General features: G+C 61.8%; 20 protein-coding genes, 1 tRNA gene, 1 rRNA gene and 1 pseudogene. All 23 read left to right on the top strand.

The genetic code is table 11. From position 1 onward, the window contains the following. Positions 1–7 precede the first annotated feature (7 nt). A 5S ribosomal RNA gene (rrf, locus tag L6963_RS10310) occupies positions 8–124 on the top strand. Positions 125–416: 292 nt separating this feature from the next. Continuing rightward, a complete protein-coding gene (locus L6963_RS10305) occupies positions 417–767 on the top strand; it encodes a primase C-terminal domain-containing protein (RefSeq protein WP_237197110.1) in 351 nt (116 codons plus the stop codon). Next, the gene (locus L6963_RS10300) at positions 754–1,026 is read left to right on the top strand and encodes a helix-turn-helix domain-containing protein (RefSeq protein WP_237197109.1); all 273 of its coding nucleotides are present in this window, start codon (positions 754–756) and stop codon (positions 1,024–1,026) included. The genes L6963_RS10305 and L6963_RS10300 overlap by 14 nt, the downstream gene beginning before the upstream one ends. A 1,173-nt stretch (positions 1,027–2,199) precedes the next feature. Further along, positions 2,200–3,078: a DsbA family protein gene (locus L6963_RS10295; protein ID WP_237207498.1), complete on the top strand. Its 879-nt coding sequence runs from the start codon at positions 2,200–2,202 to the stop codon at positions 3,076–3,078. A 202-nt stretch (positions 3,079–3,280) separates the two neighbouring features. After that, positions 3,281–4,293, top strand: a pseudogene (locus tag L6963_RS10285) (nucleoside hydrolase). Between the two features lie 50 nt (positions 4,294–4,343). Beyond that, a complete protein-coding gene (locus tag L6963_RS10280) occupies positions 4,344–5,201 on the top strand; it encodes a hypothetical protein (protein WP_237207499.1) in 858 nt (285 codons plus the stop codon). 3 nt (positions 5,202–5,204) lie between these two features. Beyond that, on the top strand, positions 5,205–5,960 hold the full coding sequence (locus L6963_RS10275; protein ID WP_237207500.1) for an energy-coupling factor transporter transmembrane component T family protein: 756 nt from the start codon (positions 5,205–5,207) through the stop codon (positions 5,958–5,960). Positions 5,961–6,049: 89 nt separating this feature from the next. After that, positions 6,050–7,195 carry an ATP-binding cassette domain-containing protein gene (locus tag L6963_RS10270; RefSeq protein WP_237207501.1) on the top strand — a complete coding sequence of 382 codons (1,146 nt, stop codon included), beginning with the start codon at positions 6,050–6,052 and terminating at the stop codon, positions 7,193–7,195. A gap of 41 nt (positions 7,196–7,236) precedes the next feature. Beyond that, a tRNA-Thr gene (locus tag L6963_RS10265) sits at positions 7,237–7,310 on the top strand. A 354-nt stretch (positions 7,311–7,664) separates the two neighbouring features. Continuing rightward, on the top strand, positions 7,665–8,717 hold the full coding sequence (locus tag L6963_RS10260; RefSeq protein ID WP_237207502.1) for an ABC transporter substrate-binding protein: 1,053 nt from the start codon (positions 7,665–7,667) through the stop codon (positions 8,715–8,717). Between the two features lie 12 nt (positions 8,718–8,729). Then, positions 8,730–9,770 carry a FecCD family ABC transporter permease gene (locus L6963_RS10255; RefSeq protein ID WP_237209122.1) on the top strand — a complete coding sequence of 347 codons (1,041 nt, stop codon included), beginning with the start codon at positions 8,730–8,732 and terminating at the stop codon, positions 9,768–9,770. Further along, positions 9,770–10,840, top strand: a complete 1,071-nt coding sequence (locus L6963_RS10250; protein ID WP_237199895.1) for a FecCD family ABC transporter permease — start codon at positions 9,770–9,772, stop codon at positions 10,838–10,840. The genes L6963_RS10255 and L6963_RS10250 overlap by 1 nt, the downstream gene beginning before the upstream one ends. Positions 10,841–10,844: 4 nt before the next feature. Then, positions 10,845–11,684 carry an ABC transporter ATP-binding protein gene (locus L6963_RS10245; RefSeq protein ID WP_237207504.1) on the top strand — a complete coding sequence of 280 codons (840 nt, stop codon included), beginning with the start codon at positions 10,845–10,847 and terminating at the stop codon, positions 11,682–11,684. Next, the gene (locus L6963_RS10240) at positions 11,677–12,750 is read left to right on the top strand and encodes a siderophore-interacting protein (RefSeq protein ID WP_237207505.1); all 1,074 of its coding nucleotides are present in this window, start codon (positions 11,677–11,679) and stop codon (positions 12,748–12,750) included. Before L6963_RS10245 ends, L6963_RS10240 begins: the two co-directional genes overlap by 8 nt. Before the next feature lie 41 nt (positions 12,751–12,791). Beyond that, a complete protein-coding gene (locus L6963_RS10235) occupies positions 12,792–13,607 on the top strand; it encodes an SGNH/GDSL hydrolase family protein (RefSeq protein WP_237207506.1) in 816 nt (271 codons plus the stop codon). A 544-nt stretch (positions 13,608–14,151) separates the two neighbouring features. Then, a complete protein-coding gene (gene rpmB, locus L6963_RS10230) occupies positions 14,152–14,388 on the top strand; it encodes a 50S ribosomal protein L28 (RefSeq protein ID WP_083090534.1) in 237 nt (78 codons plus the stop codon). A 2-nt stretch (positions 14,389–14,390) separates the two neighbouring features. Beyond that, positions 14,391–14,561, top strand: a complete 171-nt coding sequence (gene rpmG / locus L6963_RS10225; RefSeq protein WP_185173514.1) for a 50S ribosomal protein L33 — start codon at positions 14,391–14,393, stop codon at positions 14,559–14,561. A 3-nt stretch (positions 14,562–14,564) separates the two neighbouring features. Further along, positions 14,565–14,870, top strand: a complete 306-nt coding sequence (gene rpsN, locus L6963_RS10220; protein WP_237187198.1) for a 30S ribosomal protein S14 — start codon at positions 14,565–14,567, stop codon at positions 14,868–14,870. 79 nt (positions 14,871–14,949) lie between these two features. Then, a complete protein-coding gene (locus L6963_RS10215) occupies positions 14,950–15,237 on the top strand; it encodes an HU family DNA-binding protein (protein ID WP_237197087.1) in 288 nt (95 codons plus the stop codon). A gap of 137 nt (positions 15,238–15,374) precedes the next feature. Continuing rightward, positions 15,375–15,950 (top strand): hypothetical protein, encoded by a 576-nt coding sequence (locus L6963_RS10210; protein ID WP_237207507.1) that lies wholly within the window; start codon positions 15,375–15,377, stop codon positions 15,948–15,950. A 44-nt stretch (positions 15,951–15,994) separates the two neighbouring features. Beyond that, positions 15,995–16,606, top strand: coding sequence for a copper resistance CopC family protein (locus L6963_RS10205; protein ID WP_237207508.1), 612 nt, complete (start codon positions 15,995–15,997; stop codon positions 16,604–16,606). 34 nt (positions 16,607–16,640) lie between these two features. Continuing rightward, positions 16,641–17,297: a copper chaperone PCu(A)C gene (locus tag L6963_RS10200; RefSeq protein WP_237207509.1), complete on the top strand. Its 657-nt coding sequence runs from the start codon at positions 16,641–16,643 to the stop codon at positions 17,295–17,297. A gap of 104 nt (positions 17,298–17,401) precedes the next feature. After that, positions 17,402–18,754 carry a Dyp-type peroxidase gene (locus L6963_RS10195; RefSeq protein ID WP_237207510.1) on the top strand — a complete coding sequence of 451 codons (1,353 nt, stop codon included), beginning with the start codon at positions 17,402–17,404 and terminating at the stop codon, positions 18,752–18,754. Positions 18,755–18,769 lie beyond the last annotated feature (15 nt).

The following is an 18,769-nucleotide window of genomic DNA, read 5'->3' as shown; positions in this document are numbered from 1 at the left end:
GTAGGTTTACGGTGGTTATAGCGAGAGGGAAACACCCGGTTCCATCCCGAACCCGGAAGTTAAGGCTCTTTGCGCCGATGGTACTGCACTGGTGACGGTGTGGGAGAGTAGGTCACCGCCGGTTTTTGATTGGGATACTGGAAGGTCCTGGACTGTTTGTCCAGGACCTTTTTGTTTTTGGGGTCTTGGGCGTTACGTCCAGGACCTTTTTGTTTTAATAAGCTCGCCAGGACGCTAAAGAAGCTGACTAGATCATTGCCTCATCCAAGCTGGTTACTCGTAGAAGAGCCCTAGAAATCCCTTCATTCAGTAAGGACTTGCCTGCTTCAGCCTGCTTCAGTACGTGGGGCGCTCTTGGGGACGTAGGAGCCCTCCCAGCGCCTCACAGGAACGCCCAGACGGTCTTAGACTCCACGGTGGGCAGGAATGTCGCCCTCTTCAATCTCACCCGCCAGTGGGCCTACAGGGCGCGTTTACGCTACACGGACTTCACTGAGTGGTCAGAGACGGTCTACGCCTTTGCTTCGATGAAGAATGCTTCGGTGATTGCTGATGAGTTTTCTCGTGGCCCGATGAGTGAGGGTGAGGTTGCTCAGATTGCTAAGTCGATTGCTTCGTGGGTGTGGACGCGGATTACTCCTGAGCAGACGGAGGCTAACCGCAAACGCTGGGGCTCCTCACTAGGTAGTAAATCTGGGGCACAGCGTGTATCAAAAATGGAAAGCCGTTTAAAGTTTCTGGAGGAGATGAACTATGAGCGCGCTTAAGCCTGTTCGTAGGCAGTTCACCGCACGTGAAGCAGCAGAGCGTTTGGGAGTCACCACACGCACCTTTCAGCGTCTAATGGCTGAACCTCGTGACCAGTACCTTGCCCGAGCGAACGCCAAGCGCGAGCAGGTTGCGGAACTCCGTGCGGAAGGGATGAGCGTACGAGTTATCGCCGAAAAGTTAGAGATTTCCAAAAGCACTGCTGGACGTTATGTTCAAGAATACGAAGCAAAATCCAAACAGTCTAGCGTGACTTAAGTCATACACCATCAAGCTGTTTTACCTAGTACATGTCAAAGAGGGGTACCTATTTTTAGGTACCCCTCTTTGACATGAATAGTTTAGTTACGTTATTTTTGCTTTTTTGGCTTGATAGGCAAAGCGCCTATAAGCCCACCGACTGCGGCCCACAGCAAGCAATATCCCCAGCTAAAATCTACATCTTTAGCATCATTCACACTGGCGTATCGCGAAGTCGTTATGTTGTACTCAGCCCTAAGCCAATAAGCTACAGCTCCGACGAGTGCGCAAACCAAAATCATAATTATTTTTTTCATCAGCTGAAAGTTTTCCTACAATAATTATCTGTTTTTTATTCCTTTTTCTCTAGCACACATTAAACACGCAATAGAGCCAATAGATATAGAAGTCAACCCAATTACAGAGTTCGACAAGTTACTATAATCTATTATAAGTGTTGCCACTAAGACAAAACTACCAATAATTATAGCTATTAAACCAAGTACAAATCCTATAAAGAGTTTTTTGCTTTCGCCATGCATAGCATATCAGCCCTTTTATCTCTACTTATCTCTACTACTACTTTCCGAAACTTTCACCCCAGAGCATCTTCACCCTGGTGATTGGCAACACTTAAACCCAATCACACACACTTTAAGTAAGTCAACTTACTACATTACGATTCGATAACAAACCCACTAAACCACCTAGTCAGCACACCATCAAAAACTATGTAACATGCCTACCGTCAGGGTGCTAGGCGGCAATACCACCCACCCCACGCTCAAACCACCCCGCCGAGCCCTGACGGAGCACTACCCAGCCCGACCATCACCAACTACACACCTCTAAAAAACGCAGAGCCACCACTCAACACCTCAGCTCTCACCCGCGCAACCTCCTCAACACACCTAGCCTGCTCCACCGATGAAGATGTGATCGATGGAGATAACCAGTGCCCGGTAGAAAGTGTGGCTGGGCTGTTTGTCTTGTGGTCATTGGATTGTGGGGGTGCTGGGGGCATGCTTTTTGTCCTGTATCCCAGAAGCAGAGCCATCTACTCCGTCATTCCCCTAAACTAATTGTTTCCTGGGAAACCAGTTTGAGCTTCTGTGGAAGGGCAGATATACCCGTCAAATCACGGTAGGCTTGAATCTATCAAGAACGCACGTACGAAAGTGAGGCACACCTGTGTCTAAGGGAAACCCCTCCACTGACGCCCGCGAGCGTGCCCGCCAGCTGGCGGCACAGCAGGCCAAGAAAACCTCGAAATCATCCACCCGTTGGATTCAGTTCACCGTCCTCGGCGTCATCGCCCTCATCGTAGCAATCGTTGCAGTCGTCATCATCAACGGCAACCGCAACCAGATTGCCGACGCAGGCCCGGTGCCCGCATCAGCTAACCAGTACGGCGGCATCGTCCTGACCGCTGATGGTATCGAGCGGAACACCAGCACCGAAGCCAGCCGCGACAGCAACGACCTGGGTACCTCAGAAGCAACCTACACCGCTGCAGACGGCTCCGAAGCCAAGATGCCCCTGGGCGTAGCCCTGCCCGAAGAAGCAGACAATAACGGCGAGCCCGTCCGTCTGACCATCTTCCAGGACTACAACTGCATCCACTGCGCAGCCTTCGAAACCGAAAACGCAGACACCATTGCAGCCCTCGTTGCTAGTGGCGACATCACCCTGGAGATTCGTAACCTGACCTTCCTGGACGCTTCCAGTCCCACCTTCTACTCAGCCCGCACCAACAACGTGGCCTACTCAGTAGCTAACCAGGTCTCCACCGAGGACTTCCTGAACTTCCAGAAGGAAATCTTCACCCACCAGGGCACCGGCGGCCTTTCTAACGAAGAGCTCATTGCTATCGCTGAGAAGTACGGTGCAGACGTAAAGGACGACGTCGCTAACAACACCTGGCGTCCTTTCGTCCAGACTGTAACCCTGGAGTCAGCCTCCAACGGTGTGAGCGGTACCCCCACCATCTTTGCTGACGGCGAGGTCTTTAACTCCAACGACTTCAATGCCTGGATTACCGCAAAGATTGAAGCCAAGAAGAACGCTTAAAGTTCACCCAGTAAACAGGCTGTAGAAGGGCCTGGCCGCAGTGTACTAAACTGGTACACAGCGTGTAGGGGCAGCTGCACGCCTTCACCTATGCCCGGTGCATAGACGAAGGTGGGTAGCTGCCCCTTTTTCTATGCCTCGAACTCTGCAGGAAACTCCCGAAAAACCAGCCCAACCCAACTAGCTAGCACCATAAGGCCCCATGACCCTGCATTTTCTGATTGACTGCGATCCCGGTATTGATGATGCCCTGGCTCTCACCTACGCCTTCGCCCACCCGCAGGTTGCGGTTGAAGGTCTTGTGGCCAGCGGTGGCAACGTGAGCACTGAACAGGTAGGACGCAACCTGCGGGGTTTGCTGGACCTGCTCGGCGGGCAGGGTACCCCTGGGCCCTCGGTGCTGAGAACCCGCTGGCCCAGCCGCTCACCACCACCGAAGAGACCCACGGCCCGCTGGGTACTGGATACGGCCTGCTTCCCGGGCAGAAGGAACCAACCGGTAGGGCCCACGGTGAGGGCGCCGCTCTGTGGGTAGAAACAGCCCGCCGCTTCCCCGGGAAGTTGCACGGGCTCGTCCTGGGGCCCTCCACCAACCTGGCCCTGGCCCTGCGCCTCGACCCAGAGCTGCCCCGTTACCTAGCCAGCCTGACCATCATGGGTGGGGCCCTGAACCACCGGGGGAACACCATGCCCACCACCGAGTGGAACGTGCACTCTGACCCCGAAGCCCTGCACGAGGTCTTAGCTGCCTATAGCCGCCCTGGTCTCGACCTGCCCTACGCGCCCCTGCTCTGCCCCCTGGATACCACCGAGCAGGCCGTCATGACCCCGCAGCTGCGAGAGCGCCTCCTAGCCGGTGGTGGAGAACTCTTTACCGCCCTGGATGGGGCCCTGCAGTTTTACATGGAATTCCACGAGTGGGACAAGCTGGGGTTTATCGCCCACGTGCACGACCCCTTCGTCACCGCCCTGGCTGTGAACCGTGCCCTGGCCGCCGACGGCCGGGCTCACACCCAGCTGGGGGAGACCACCCCGGTGACGCTCGACGTTGAGCTTGCCGGGACCCTTACCCGCGGCCAGGTGGTTGCTGACTGGCTAGGACGCTGGGGGAGAGACCCCAACGCCCAGGCCCTGACCAGCGCCCGGGCCCCTGAATTTTTTGAGCACCTGATCCAGACCGTTCGGGCTGTGTATGCCCCAAAGGGGACTGGCTAGGACCAGCTCAAAAAATAAAAAGAACAATTATTCTACAGAAAGGGGTGGGCATGGCCCCCTCAACACACACCACCGCAGAGCCCTCAACGTCTGGGCAGAGGACCTCGGCAGCTGCCGGGCTCCTCGGTAAAAACCCAGAACACAACACACCGCTCACCACCTCCCAGAAGGTGCTCAACCTGTTCGCCGCCCTGGTCATCGCAGGAACCTACACCTGGGCCGTCCTCACCGCAGGCGGTGCCACCAACTACGCGGGCTACCTGGAAGGCACCAGCGATGCTCAAGCCGCTATCTCCCTGCCGCTCATGCTGGGCTATACCGCGGGCGTCCTACTGCTTCTGGCGGCTAACCTGAGCCGCCTGCCCCTTGCCACCATCGCCCTGATTCCTTTTGCGGCAGCTTTCAACATCATCGTGGGTCAGCTCATTGGCTTCTCGGGTATTCCCCTCTACCTTGACTCCGTTGCTACCGTGCTCATTGGTGTGCTGGCCGGACCCGCCGCCGGAGCCATGACCGGTATTATCACCAACCTTGCCTGGGGCCTCACCATTAACCCCACCACCATTCCCTTTGCCGCCGGTGCCGCCCTCATCGGCTTCCTTGCCGGTTACGCTGGCCGCCTGGGCCTCTTCCGCAAAATCTGGGGAGCCCTGCTCGCGGGCTTTATCACCGGCATCCTGGCCGGGTTCGTCGGCGCCCCCATCGCAGCCTTCGTCTTTGGCGGCGGCCAGGGCGTGGGTACCGGTTCCGTGGTTGCGGCCCTGCAGGCTGCTGGCCAGTCCCTGCTGGGCGCTACAACCCTGCAATCCCTGCTCTCTGACCCGCTCGATAAGACCATTGCCTTCGCCCTGGTCTGGCTCATCATCAAGGGTCTGCCCGCCCGCGCCCGTCGTCAGTTCGGCCGCTAACCGGTGAGCGCCCCCGTCCTGAACCCCCGCACCTGGGTCACCCTGGGCTGCGCCGGGCTCCTGCTAGCCTTTGCCCCGCTGCCACTGATCTGGCAGGCGGGGCTGCTGGCTGTGCTCATCGCCCTGCACGGGGCGGGGCGGACGCTGGTGCCCTGGCTGCGTCTAGTCCTGGCAGGGTTGGCGCCGGTGACAGCCATGGCTTTTATCATCCAGCTGGTATCGCGCGGGGGAGAAACCGTATGGGCAACCTGGGCGCCCGTGCACTGGATGGTGTTTGAAGTGACCGCCGAGGGCGCCCGAGCTGGCCTGGCTCTAGCCCTACAGATTCTGGCCTTCGGGTCGGCCTGTGCCCTGCTGATCCTACCCACCGGGGCCGCTGGCCTGCGCTATGCCCTGACCGTCTGGGGACTGCCACCTAGACTCATCTACCTGCTGGTCGCTTCGCTCAACGCCCCTACCCAGCTGGCCCACTACTCCCGCCTAGTGCAGCGGGCCGCCCGAGCCCGAGGTATGGCCGACGGGTCGCGAGGTGCCCGCGCCTGGTTGGGGGTGCGGACGGCGTCCGCCCTCTTCAACCTGCTGTTGCTCGACCACGAGGTACGCGGGGCAACCCTAGGCGCGCGCGGGATTGACCGGGCCGGGCCCAGAATTTTTTGGCAGGACTACACCGACAGTCGCACCCAGTGCCACCTCCGCTGGGTGCTCCTGCCGCTGGCCTGCCTGCTCGTGCTTGCTACCTATACGGGGGTGCTGCTGTGATCTATACGCGGACGCTGGTCCTTGGGGCCCGGGGGACGGGAAAGTCTGCCCGGCTGCAGACCTGGGCCCAGGAACGGGACGGGCTCTTTGTGCCCTCTAACCCCCAGGCCCTGATGACGGGGCTGGTACCCACCGTGGCCGAAGAAATTGCCCTGGGGGTAGAGCAGGCTGTGGATAGCCGGGAACAGCTCCACCGGGCTGTACAGGCTGTTGCAGCTGACCTTGGAATTACCGACTTACTGGCAGCTCACCCCCTGCAACTTTCGGGTGGGCAAACCCAGCTGGTAGCCCTGGCGGCCTACCTGGTGCTGGGGCGGATGGACGAAAACCTCGACGGGGTGGCTGCGCCAGCTCTAGCCCTCGACGAACCCCTGCTTGGCCTTGACGACGCCATGCGGGCCCGGGTGCTGGACGCTTTTACCCGCTACCCGGCAGATTTGGCCTGGGCCTCAGCCAGGCCCCAGGCCGACGAAGAGAGCCTTGCCGCTAGCGTCGAAAATCTGGGGGAAGGCGTTGCACCGTCTGCTGGAGCGCCGTCTCTGCCGCCTTTGCCCGCCCGAGCCGCAGCAGACGTCCTGGCCCGTGACCTCTCTATATCTCCGGTTGCCCCGGCCCGCCGCCGGTGGAAGAAACCGGTGGCTCCTTCCGTTGCTACCGGTATTAATATGGACCTTACCCCCGGCGACTGCCTGATCCTCACCGGCCCCAACGGCACCGGAAAATCCACCCTGCTGCGCACCATCGCGGGGCTCCTACCCCCAGTTGCCGGGCAGCTCACCATCGGCGGGCTACAGCCCCACCGGCAGGACGCCCCCGCCCGCGCTGCCCTTGCCCAGCTGGTGGCGCAAACCCCCGCCCACCACTTCTTGGCCTCCACCGTGGATGCTGACATGAAACTGGGGAACGGGGCCAAAGCTAGCGGCCCTACCCGCGAAGCCCTGCGCGACGCCGTCCTGCCTACCGGCTCTGGCGAAACACACCCCCTCGACCTGCTCCCCGCCGAACAGCACCTGCTTGCCCTAGCAGAAGCGCTCACCGCCGGGGCGTCCTGCCTACTCCTCGACGAACCCACCGCAGGGCTAGACGCCCCCGGCCTCGAGCAGGTCGCAGCGCTCATCGCCGCCCACTGCACCGCAGGCGGCAGCGCTATCGTCGCCACCCACGATAAGCAGCTCACCGGTGCCCTGGCAGCCCGCCTGCCCCTGCACCACTATCAGCTAGGTACCCACAGATAACATGCGCCAGCCCGCAATATCGGGTACACTTGAAAAGTCTTGCCTCCTTAGCTCAGCTGGCCAGAGCACCTGTCTTGTAAACAGGGGGTCACCGGTTCGAATCCGGTAGGGGGCTCTCTTTGTGCCCAAAAACAGGGCAATACCCACTATCTAGATATGGGGCATCCGGGCTCGCGCTCGCTGCCGACCCTCTCGCCTGGTTCGCTTCGCTCACGAGGCGATTCACGCCCCGCCTGACGGCGGATTCCGTTCGCTCTTGCGTGCTCGCGCGCTCGCACCCGCTCACTTCATCCGAGCCAGCAGCTTCGCTGCGAGCCCGATACCCCCACCTCACTGTTCGCACCTAGCTACCCAGCGTTTGCACAAATACGCAAGCAAAAGATAGTGTTATTCCTGGCTTAGGCTCACCTAAGCAGTTCTATAGATAGTCCTATAGAACGGAACACCCTTCCCAGGAGAACACAAGACCATGGTCGCCATCACTCGTAGTGCCTTCCTCAAGGCCACTGCAGCTACCGCCCTTACCGGCCTGCTCGCAGCCTGCACCACCGGCTCCAACGACACCTCAAGCAGCAGCACCAGCTCAGCAGCCTCAGGTGAGAGCTACACCGTCAAGCACGCCTTCGGCGAGACCACCTTCACCGCGGTACCCCAGAAAATTGCTGTCGTGAACTTCTGGAAGAACCCTGACGTCCTCCTGGCTCTCGGCGTAGTACCCGCCGGTACCCCCGTGGTCACCTACGGCGCCAACGCCAACGGCTCCACCGACTGGTTCGACGCCAAGCTGGCCGAACTCGGCGGCACCGCCCCCGTGACCTACGACGAAACCGACGGCCCCGACTACGAAGCCCTCGCCACCCTGGCCCCCGACGCTATCTTCTCCGTCTACGGCGACATGACCCAGGAAGTCTACGACAAGCTCACCGCCATCGCCCCCGTCGTTGCTATGCCCGAGGGCGTGGGCGCCTACGCCGCCTCCTGGGAGGACGTCGTCAACCAGGCCGCCGCCATGCTCCAGAAGGACGACGAGGGCGCCGCCCTCATCGAGTCCACCAACAAGGCCATCGACGACGCCGCAGCCAAGTACTCCAACCTGGCAGGTAAGACCTTCGTCGCCGGCATGTTCGACCTCGAAGCACAGACCCTCTCAGCCTACGTAGCGAGCGACTCCCGCTCCCAGTTCCTCACCTCCCTGGGCATGAACATCGCCCCCTACATCGAGCAGAACGCTACCGAAGCCGACGCCTTCTTCATGACCATCTCAGGTGAGGTGCTGCCCGAAGTACAGTCAGACCTGGTCTGGGCCTGGGGCACCAGCGACTCCGACGAAGAAGCCATCAAGAGCAACACCCTCTTCTCCCAGATGCCCGCCGTAGCGAACGGCGGCCTGGTCGTTGAAACCGACGCCGCTATCTCCCTGGCCCTTTCGGCGGCGTCCCCGCTCTCCCTGGACTGGGCTATCAACCAGACCGAAACCCTGGCCAAGCTCTCGGCCGCTATCGACGCAAGCCAGGCGTCCTAACCGGTGACCGCCGTGCCCGTCCGGCATCCCTCTAGCCGCTGTGCTACCCCCACCGGGGGAGCACGGCGGCTACTGGCGTTATCCCTCCTACTGGGCCTGTTCCTTGCGGGGGCAGCCCTCGCCAGCTTTGCCCTGGGAGCCCGCCCCATCAGCCCAGGCACCCTGCTGGACTACCTGGCCGGCGGGCAGGTTACAGAAGCGGACGCAGCAGTGCTCACCCAGCGGGCGGTACGGACGCTGACCGCCGGGGTCGTGGGCGCAGGCCTGGGGCTTGCCGGGGCAGGGCTCCAGGGCATCACCCGCAACCCCCTGGGGGACCCCGGAATCCTTGGTATCAACGCGGGGGCAGCCTGCGCGGTGGTAGCCGGTATCACCTTCTTTGCCGCCGACTCTACAGCGGCCTTTGCCCTCTGGGCCTTTATCGGCGCGGTCGCTTCAGCCCTTGCCGTCTACGCCCTGGCCTCACCTGGCACCGGGGGAGCGACCCCCATCAAACTAGCCCTGATGGGAGCGGCCCTTACCGCAGGTCTAGGGGCGGTCACCAGCGCCCTGATTCTGACCAACCAGGCCACCCTCGATAACCTGCGCCGCTGGCAGATTGGAACCGTCGCCGGGGCCGACCTCTCTGACCTGGCGGTAGCCGCCCCGCTACTAGCTCTCGGGGCTATCATCGTTCTCACCGGAGCGAAAACCATCAATAGCTTTGCCCTGGGCGATGACATGGCAGCCTCCCTGGGCGAAAACGTTGCCACCCGCCGCCTCGTCATCACCGGCGGCATCACCCTGCTGGTCGGCACCGCCCTTGCCCTCACCGGCCCCATCGCCTTCCTCGGCCTGCTCGCCCCGCACGCCATGCGTGCACTCGCAGGCGCCGACTATCGGGCGCTTCTGCCCCTCTCCGCCCTGTTCGGGGCGGCCCTGCTCATACTGGCGGATACAGCCGGACGCGTCATCGCCCCACCCCAGGAAATCCAGGTGGGCGTCATGATGGTAGCCCTGGGGGTACCCGTCTTTATCTACCTGGTACGACGCGGTAAGGCGGTTAACCTCTAATGCCGACCCTACCTAGCCCCCAGCCTCGGGGCGCTGCCCAAAGTGCCACCCAAACAGTGGCCAGCGTCCGCGCCCGTGCCCGCCGCCGCCCAGCCCTCGCCATCGTCGGTCTTGCACTGACCCTGATTGCGGTGTGCGCGGTGCGCGTACTGTTGGGCTCCTACACCGTGACTATCCCCGATTTCTTCACCATCCTTGGCGGCGGAACTATCGAGAGCGCCAAGGGCGCCCGCTACATCGTCATGGAAGAAAAACTACCCCGCGCCGTCCTCGGTGCCCTGGCCGGGGCAGCCTTCGGCCTGGGCGGGGCTATCTTCCAGCTGCTCCTGCGTAACCCGATTGCCAGCCCCGATATCATCGGCGTATCCAACGGGGCTGCCCTGGGGGCCGTCATCGGTATTGTCTTTCTAGGGCTGGGTGGGCTGCCGCTCACCCTGCTCGCTATCGCCGTTGCCCTGGCTGTCGTCCTAGTCATTATGGCCCTCTCAGCAGGGGACGGGAGCGCGGGCAACCGCTTCATTCTGGTCGGTTTGGGCATCTCGGCCCTGGGATCAGCCTTTATCCAGTACCTGCTCTCGCGCACCTCAACCACCAGTGCCCAGACCCTGACCCACTGGCTGACTGGTTCCCTCTCGACCGCTAACTGGGACCGTATCAGCCTACTGGCCCTTCTCCTTCTGCCTCTCCTGCTACCCCTCATCCTGTTCTCCCGCCCCCTGCATGCCACCGCGGTAGGGGAAGAACTGGCCCTGGGGCTGGGCGTGCCGACCCGCGCCGTCCGCCCCGGCTTCATCGCCCTGGGCGTACTCCTGGTGGCCGTTGCCACTGCCGCAACTGGCCCCCTGGCCTTCGTTGCCTTTATGGCCGGGCCTATCGCCCGGGCCCTGACCGGCGGACGCCACAACCTCACCGCCGCTGCCCTGGTCGGCGCAAGCCTGGTTGTGCTCGCTGACTTCATCGGCTCCAATCTGATACCGGGCGGCATCAACCTGCCCGCCGGCGTCCTCACCGGTGCCTTCGGCGCCCCCGCCCTCATCTGGCTGCTGACCCGCTCACCCGAAAGAAGCTAAGCTCGTGAAAACCGTAACGCCTCGCGACCTCACCGTCACCCACGTGCGCCTGGGCTATGGCGACCGCACCATCGTGCCAGACCTCTCACTGAGCATCCCCGCAGGAAAAATTACCGCCATCATCGGCCCTAATGGCTGCGGTAAATCCACCCTGCTACGCGGTATCTCCCGCCTGCTCAAACCCAGCAGCGGCGAGATTACCCTGGACGGCAAACCGGTCGCCTCCTACGGCGGCAAGGAATTTGCCCGCATGGTCGGCCTGCTGCCGCAGAGCCCTATCGCCCCCGAAGGTATCACCGTGGCTGACTTGGTCTCCCGCGGCCGTTACCCCTACCAGGGGCTCTTTCGGGGCAACACAAGGGAGGACGACGCCGCAGTCGCCTGGGCCCTAGAAGCTACCAACACCCTGGAGCTGGCGGAACGGCAGGTCACCGAACTCTCCGGCGGCCAGCGCCAGCGCGTCTGGATCGCCATGGCCCTAGCCCAGGACACCGATATCCTGCTGCTGGATGAACCCACCACCTACCTAGACCTGGCCCACCAGGTAGAACTCCTTGACCTCTTGGCCGACATCAACGAGTGCCGCGGAACCACCATGGTCATGGTGCTGCACGAACTCAACCTGGCCGCCCGCGTAGCCCACCACCTGGTTGCCATGAAGGGCGGGGAAATCGCCGCAGCCGGTACCGCCGCCGAGGTCATGACAGGGGAGAACCTGCACCGGATCTTCGGCCTACGGGCTTCGGTGGCTGACCCCCTCGGGGACGGCTCCACCGTCGTAGTGCCCCATGCCCGTGCCGCAAGCCACCCGGCAGAAAACCTAGAAAGCCAGAGCCTTGTCTAAGCCCCGCCCGTCCGCACCTCGCCCTTCTACCCGCCGCGAGGTCAAACGCTCCATCAACCAGTACGGGGTCTTCCCCGTCACCGTCTCGCGGGTTGAGAAGCTGACCGATTCCTTTGTACGTGTCTCACTGACCGGCCGTTCCCTACTGCACGCCGCCGCCCCTATCTCTGACGGCACCGGGCAGGTCTACGACGCCTACATCAAACTCTTGATTCCCCCGGCGGGAGCCAGTGGGCCCACCATGATTGAGCTCGATACCTCCTGGCGGACCCGGTGGCTCTCGGCCCCCGCCAGCGAACGTGGGCACATGCGCACCTACACTGTCAGCAACTCCCGGCTGGTGCCCTCCGTCGGGCTGGACGAGACACCCCTGCTGGGCATGTTCCCGGCCGCTGAAGCCGACCTAGAACCCCTGGCCCGTGACCTACCCGCCGGCCTGCAGCCTGAAATCGACGTGGACTTCGTCCTGCACACTGACGCCCAGGGAATCAGCGGGCCCGGCTCAAGCTGGGCCGAACAGGCGCAGGTGGGGCAGCAGGTATCTATCCTGGCGCCCCTGCGCGGCTCTACCCTTTGGTCCTCCTACAATCCCGGGGCGGCGTCCTCCCTGCTCCTGCTTGGCGACGAAACCGCTGCCCCGGCCCTGCTCTCCATCCTGCGCTCCCTACCTACTGAAGCTACCGGGGCGGTGTTCCTTGAGGTGCCCGGCGCCGAGGACGCTCTCGACCGCCTCCCCGAGGTGCGGCAGGCAACCCAGCGGGTGCCGGGCGTCCGCCTGCACGTGCTGGCCCGGACCCCCGGCCAACCACGCGGGCAGCAACTTACCCGCGTCCTGCGTACAACCTGCGCCCTTGAGCCAACCCCCGCAGCCGACCCCTACGACGACCGGGAGACGGACGGCATCCTCTGGCACCTGGCAGAAAACCCCACCGGCACCTACGTGCTAATCGCCGGTGAATCAACGGTGGTCAAAACTCTGCGCCGTATTTGCGTGAACGAAGCCGGGCTGCCCAAAGAAAGCATCTCTTTTATGGGGTACTGGAAGGCGGGGCAGACCGAGGGGTAGAGTGGCCTAGTACCCACCTGCTAGAGAAAGGCCTAGTCCGCATGATGTCGATTCTCGGAAAAGACGAATCTATCCGTTACGTCGCCCTGGGAGATTCCTTCAGCGAAGGGGTGGGGGACGACGCCCCCGACCGCCCCAACGGGGTGCGCGGCTGGACCGACAGGGTGGCCGAGCAGTTCATGCTGGCAGACCCCCAAGCCACCTACGCCAATCTGGCCATTCGCGGGCGCCTGCTCGTGCCCATCATCGAAGAGCAACTAGAACCTGCCCTGGAACTCAAACCCAACCTGGTTTCTCTCGTGGGCGGCGGCAACGACTCCCTCCGCCCGGGCTTTGACGTTGACGCCCTGATGGTGCGCTATGACGCGGCCTTTAAGACCCTGCGTGATGAGGGCATCGAAGTCTTTACCATGACCGGTTTTGACCCCGGCCCCAAGGGCTTCTTCAGCGGTAACCGTGCCCGGGTTGCCCTCTTCAACGAGCTGCTGCGCGAGGTGGCGGACGACCGCGGCATCACCATCGTGGACTACTGGCGTATGCACGAGCTTTTGGACCTGCGCTACTGGGCTCCTGACCGCCTGCACATGAACGCCGCTGGCCATACCCTGACCGCCCGCCGGGTGCTGGAAACCTTGAGCACTGAGAACATTCGTATCGGCGACCCCGTCATCCCCGCACCCCTGCACAAAACCCGGGTGCAAGAGGCCCTAGATAACGCTAAATGGGCCCGGGAATTTGTGGTCCCCTGGATCGGCCGCCGCCTGCGCGGCACCAGCTCCGGAGACAATATCAGCCCCAAGTACCCCACCTGGACCCGCTTTGATGTGCTGCCGGAAGAAGCTGACTCCGCCCTTTAACAGGTGGGTGCCGGGATTAAAAGACTTAAGCTGTTAACATCACACTTAAGATTACACGCGTGTAATTTACCCGGTTGGCAGGGGCGGACGCCGGTGCCCAGGTTTGCGTGGCAGGGGCGGAAAACCGCGGATTAAAGCCTGAGATGACTTGCGAAAAGTTAAAAGCCCGGTAGAATTGATAGAGGTTCAAACGCACCAATGAGTCTATGAAAAGCAGCTTGCGCACACCGGAGCAGGTAGCACCAGCACCGGCTGACGCAAGCTTTTTATTGGCCTCATAGGTTGCGTGGTATCCCGTAATTACCTAGACTTTAAGGCTGTTCGTAGTGGTGGCAACACCTCTCGTACACCTAAGCTTCACCGTTTTTCCCGCGGCGGGGATTCCCATCGGCCTCTCACCCGATGCGGAGTCTCAAACACTCTAGCCTTGGAGAATAACCCGGTGCTCTACCTATAGGTGACGGGACGCCCATTGCTGATCGCCAGAAAACTGGCGAACGCCAACTGCGTACCGTCATTTCGTCAACATTTGGAGGAGAAAACTATGGCAGCTGTCTGCCAGGTGACCGGAGCTGTTCCCGGCTTTGGACACAGCATTTCGCACTCGCATCGCCGCAACAAGCGTCGTTTCGATCCGAACGTACAGAAGAAGAAGTACTACGTACCCTCACTTCGTCGCAACGTAACCCTGAACGTCTCTGCAAAGGGCATCAAGGTTATCGACGCACGTGGTATCGACGCAGTAGTTGCTGACATCCTTGCACGCGGAGAGAAGATCTAAACATGGCATCAAAGGCTAAGGACGTACGTCCTATCATCAAACTTAAGTCCACTGCGGGCACCGGCTTCACTTACGTTACCCGTAAGAACCGCCGCAACAACCCCGATCGTATGGTTCTCAAGAAGTACGATCCCGTTGTCCGCAAGCACGTTGACTTCCGAGAGGAGCGCTAAACAATGGCGAAGAAGTCCAAGATTGCTCGCAACGAGCAGCGCAAGGTCATCGTTGCACGCTACGCTGAAAAGCGCCTGGAACTGAAAAAGACCCTGGTTGACGAAAACGCAACCCCCGAAGAGCGCGAAGCAGCCCGCGTAGGCCTGCAGAAGCTGCCCCGCAACGCTTCACCCGTTCGCGTTCGCAACCGCGACCAGATCGACGGCCGCCCCCGCGGTACCTTCCAGAAGTTTGGTATCTCCCGCGTGCGCTTCCGCGAGATGGCACACCGTGGCGAGCTGCCCGGTGTTACCAAGTCAAGCTGGTAATCTGTAGCTGATACGGTTAGCCTTGTGGACAGGGCTAACCCAGCCACTCACTTTTTGAAAGTCTCAGGAGGAGCATTCAATGGCTAAGAACCGTAGCGAACTCGTTGCAGAGGTTGCAGAGAAGGCCGGCACCAGCCAGGCAGCAGTGAACGGTGTGCTCGACGCACTGTTCCAGGTCTTCGAAGCATCTGTTGCACAGGGCGAGAAGATCACCATCCCCGGCTGGATGGCAATTGAGCGCACTGACCGTGCAGCTCGTACCGGTCGCAACCCGCAGACCGGCGAAACCATTCAGATTCCCGCAGGTCACGGTGTTAAGCTGACCGCAGGTTCAAAGCTGAAGGCAGCAGTCTCCACCAAGAAGTAAATTCTTGAACAGACTTTAAAAGGGTCATCCCGCTTACGGGGTGGCCCTTTTGCTATACCAGCAGAGCCAAAACAGCCCGGCTGTGAGATAATAGGCAGGCAAGATACAACCAGCACACACCTGCAGGGGAGGAAACCATGCGCCGAGGGCACCAGGTAGCCCGCTCCTGGCTCATTGCCAGCAGCGCCACCGGCCTAGGCGCCACCTCCCACCTGCTAGCCGGTGGGCACCTGCCCCACCCGCTCGTCCTGGCCCTTGCAACATCCCTAGCAGCCCTGCTAACCCTCGGCGTGACGAGACTCAAACTACCCCGCACCAGCCTGGCCCTCGGCGTCCTGGCAGGTCAGGGTATTCTGCACGCCCTCTACAGCCACGGCCAGCCTATGGCTCCTGTATCGACCGGCCATAACCATCACGGGTCTGAGCTCCTGATGGGAGCTACCTATCTAGAACCACTGGCTCACGCCGGGCCTGCGATGTGGGTCGGGCATACCCTGGCGGCAGCTATTACCTTTGCCCTGCTAGCCTACGGGGAGCATCTACTTCTAGCTCTGCGTGCCCTGCTGGGCTATGTGCGGGCCCGTCTAGAACCTGTGCGGGTACGTCCGCTCCTGGGAGCACCCACCCTGCCGGTCGCCGCTACCGCAACCCACCTAGTCAGCCTGCTCGCCAGAACCTGCCGCGCCCCCCGCGGCCCGCCCGTCCTTGCCTAACTCCGAAACACCACCTACATTTTCGACAAGCAAGGACTATCCCTATGTTTAAGGCTCGTACAGCCTCACCCATAACCCGTACCCTGATGGCCGTAGCGGCCCTCGCCGCAGGTAGCCTGCTGGGCATGAACCCGGCTGCCGCCCACGACGAACTGGTCTCTACCAACCCCACTGACGGGGCAACCCTCACCGAAGCACCCGCCAGCCTAGAACTCACCTACAGCGGCGACATCATGGACGTGGACGGGGCCAACCAGGTGCGCGTGACCAACGCTGCCGGTGAAAGCGTCACCGATGGTGACCCCGAGGTGGACGGCACCGTGGTCACCCAGGACCTGGCCACCGCCGCTGCCGACGACACCTACACCGTCACCTGGCGGGTTGTCTCATCAGACGGCCACCCCATCCAGGGAACCTTCACCTACACCGTGGGCCAGGGCAGCAACGCAACGAGCGCTACTACCCAGGCTGCAACCACCGGAGCAGCTGAACCCTCAGCAGAAAACACCGGCACTAGCGCCCCGGCAGCTAGTGACCCTGTAAGCCAGGTATCAGAGGGGCTTTCAACCCCCCTCAAGGTTGTGCTGGCCCTTGTGGCAGTAGCAGCCCTGGGCTCAGCCCTCGTCGTCGTGCTGGCTAAGACCAAGCGCAAGTAAGCCGTCCACCCCTCGCATTCGAAGAAGAAGCACCATGTCATCACAGAAATTTTTACCTGCCCTCACCCTGCCCGCTATCGCCCTGCTGGTCCTGACCGGTTGCAGCAGCGCTGACACCTCAGCAACCAGCACTGCAAGTGCGAGCACCGGCGCTACCGCTAGCGCCTCTGCAAGCGAGGGTAGCGCCCCGCTGACCGTCGAGGAAGCCTGGATTAAGGCCAACAGCGGCGATATGACCGCAGCCTTTGCCACCCTCACCAACACCGGGGACACCCCCATCACCATCGAGGGCGCTAGCAACGCAACCGCCAGCATGGTCGAGCTGCACACCACTATCATCGACCCGGCAACCGGAACCAGCACCATGAAGGCCGTAGAAGGTGGCTTCACCATCGAGCCCGGTGCCACCCTCGAACTGGCCCCCGGCGGGGACCACATCATGCTCATGGGTATGAACTGTGCCCTCGCCGCAGGTACCAGCGACATCATCACCCTGCAGACCTCAGCGGGCGAGGTCAGCTTTGAAGCTACCGTGCGCGACTACGCCGGTGCCCAGGAAGAATATGCCCCGGGTGAGCATACAAGCCCACCGGCCGATGCAGCAGCAAGTGAGTCCACAGACCACTCCATGCACTCAGCTCACGCTAGTACCAGCGAATCAGCCGCTGTTGTGCTACCGCAGTGCAACTAGGACTACCTCACCCACCCCTAGCTGCCGGTAGGTAGCAACCGGCGTGCTCCGTCGTCCGCCCCCGTGTGAGAGGCGGACGGCGGAGCTAGCCACCCAAGGAAGACATGACCAGCTCATTTGACGAAGACCTCACCCGGGCCCTCAGCGGTGCAGAGGACGCCCCTCAGCAAGAAGAAAAAACGAACGGGAGCCAAAAGACGGCACACCCCCGCGGCACCAACCGGCGTGTAGCTCTTGCCGGGGCCTTGGGGGTAGGGACCGGCGTAGCTGTCACTCTGGCAAGCCAATATGCCGCATCAGCTATGAACGACGAGGGGGAACAAGAGCCCACCAGCCCGCCCCTACAGGACGCCGTCGTCCCCTTCTACGGCCCCCGCCAGGCGGGCATCGACACCCCCGCCCCCAGCTACGGCGTCTTTATAGCCCTGACCCTCAACACGGAACTCGACCGCGACGGCGTCCGCCGCCTGCTCACCGTGCTCACCGACGACGCCGCCCGCCTCACCGCAGGGCGGGACCCCATCACCGACCAAGAACCTGAACTCGCGACCGTACCGGCTAACCTCACCATCACCTTTGGCTTTGGCGAGCGTATCTTCGATATCGTAGCCCCCGAGAAGAAACCCTCCTGGCTGCGCCCCCTGCCCGCCTTCGAACAGATTGACCAGCTCCAAGAGCAGTGGAACGACGGCGATATGCTCCTCCAAATCTGCTGCTCTGACCGTTTCACCCTGGCCCACGCCCAACGCGTCCTGCTCAAAGACACCCGCAGCTTCGCCTCGGTGCGCTGGGTGCAAGAAGGCTTCCGCCGCGCCTACGGCAGCGAACCGGACGGCATGACCATGCGCAACCTCTTTGGCCAGGTCGATGGAACCATCAACCCTTCCACCGGAGATGGAACCATGGAGTCCTACGTCTGGGGCAACCACGAGGAGCTTACCCCCTGGGAAGAGGGAGGCACCTCCCTGGTCATCCGCCGTATCCACATGAACCTCGATACCTGGGACCAGGCTGACCGCCCTGCCCGCGAGGACGCCGTAGGGCGCAACCTCACCAACGGAGCTCCCCTGACCGGCACCGAAGAACGCGATCCCGCAGACCTCTCAGCAACGAACGACCTGGGCTTTACCGTCATCGCCCCCTACGCCCACATCCGCAGGGCCGCCGCCCAAAACCGGGTGGAGCAGATCCTGCGCCGGGGCTACAACTACGACCTGCCGGTGCAGAACGCCTCGGGCTTCTCAGAACACCAGCAGGTCAGCGGGGGAGTGAGCTCTACCGGCCTGATTTTCTGCTCCTACCAGGCAGACCCCGTCAAGCAGTTCCTCCCCATCCAGCAGCGCCTGGCCGAGCTCGATATGCTCAACACCTGGACGGTACCCATCGGCTCAGCGGTCTTCGCCCTACCCGCCGGCGCTCGCGAAGGCGGCTTCGTGGGCGAGGGCCTCTTCAACTAAACGATCATCGACAGG

Origin of the sequence: Rothia nasimurium (assembly GCF_928392795.1) — a bacterium.
Lineage (GTDB): Bacteria > Actinomycetota > Actinomycetes > Actinomycetales > Micrococcaceae > Rothia > Rothia nasimurium_F.
This window is presented reverse-complemented; position numbering and strand designations above follow the sequence as displayed.

Excerpts from the sequence above, each read along its gene's own strand:
- L6963_RS10300 (WP_237197109.1), top strand. The coding sequence starts at position 754 with ATGAGCGCGCTTAAGCCTGTTCGTAGGCAGTTCACCGCACGTGAAGCA.
- L6963_RS10280 (WP_237207499.1), top strand. The coding sequence starts at position 4,344 with ATGGCCCCCTCAACACACACCACCGCAGAGCCCTCAACGTCTGGGCAG.
- L6963_RS10260 (WP_237207502.1), top strand. The coding sequence starts at position 7,665 with ATGGTCGCCATCACTCGTAGTGCCTTCCTCAAGGCCACTGCAGCTACC.
- L6963_RS10250 (WP_237199895.1), top strand. The coding sequence starts at position 9,770 with ATGCCGACCCTACCTAGCCCCCAGCCTCGGGGCGCTGCCCAAAGTGCC.
- L6963_RS10235 (WP_237207506.1), top strand. The coding sequence starts at position 12,792 with ATGATGTCGATTCTCGGAAAAGACGAATCTATCCGTTACGTCGCCCTG.
- rpmB (WP_083090534.1), top strand. The coding sequence starts at position 14,152 with ATGGCAGCTGTCTGCCAGGTGACCGGAGCTGTTCCCGGCTTTGGACAC.
- rpmG (WP_185173514.1), top strand. The coding sequence starts at position 14,391 with ATGGCATCAAAGGCTAAGGACGTACGTCCTATCATCAAACTTAAGTCC.
- rpsN (WP_237187198.1), top strand. The coding sequence starts at position 14,565 with ATGGCGAAGAAGTCCAAGATTGCTCGCAACGAGCAGCGCAAGGTCATC.
- L6963_RS10215 (WP_237197087.1), top strand. The coding sequence starts at position 14,950 with ATGGCTAAGAACCGTAGCGAACTCGTTGCAGAGGTTGCAGAGAAGGCC.
- L6963_RS10210 (WP_237207507.1), top strand. The coding sequence starts at position 15,375 with ATGCGCCGAGGGCACCAGGTAGCCCGCTCCTGGCTCATTGCCAGCAGC.
- L6963_RS10205 (WP_237207508.1), top strand. The coding sequence starts at position 15,995 with ATGTTTAAGGCTCGTACAGCCTCACCCATAACCCGTACCCTGATGGCC.
- L6963_RS10200 (WP_237207509.1), top strand. The coding sequence starts at position 16,641 with ATGTCATCACAGAAATTTTTACCTGCCCTCACCCTGCCCGCTATCGCC.
- L6963_RS10195 (WP_237207510.1), top strand. The coding sequence starts at position 17,402 with ATGACCAGCTCATTTGACGAAGACCTCACCCGGGCCCTCAGCGGTGCA.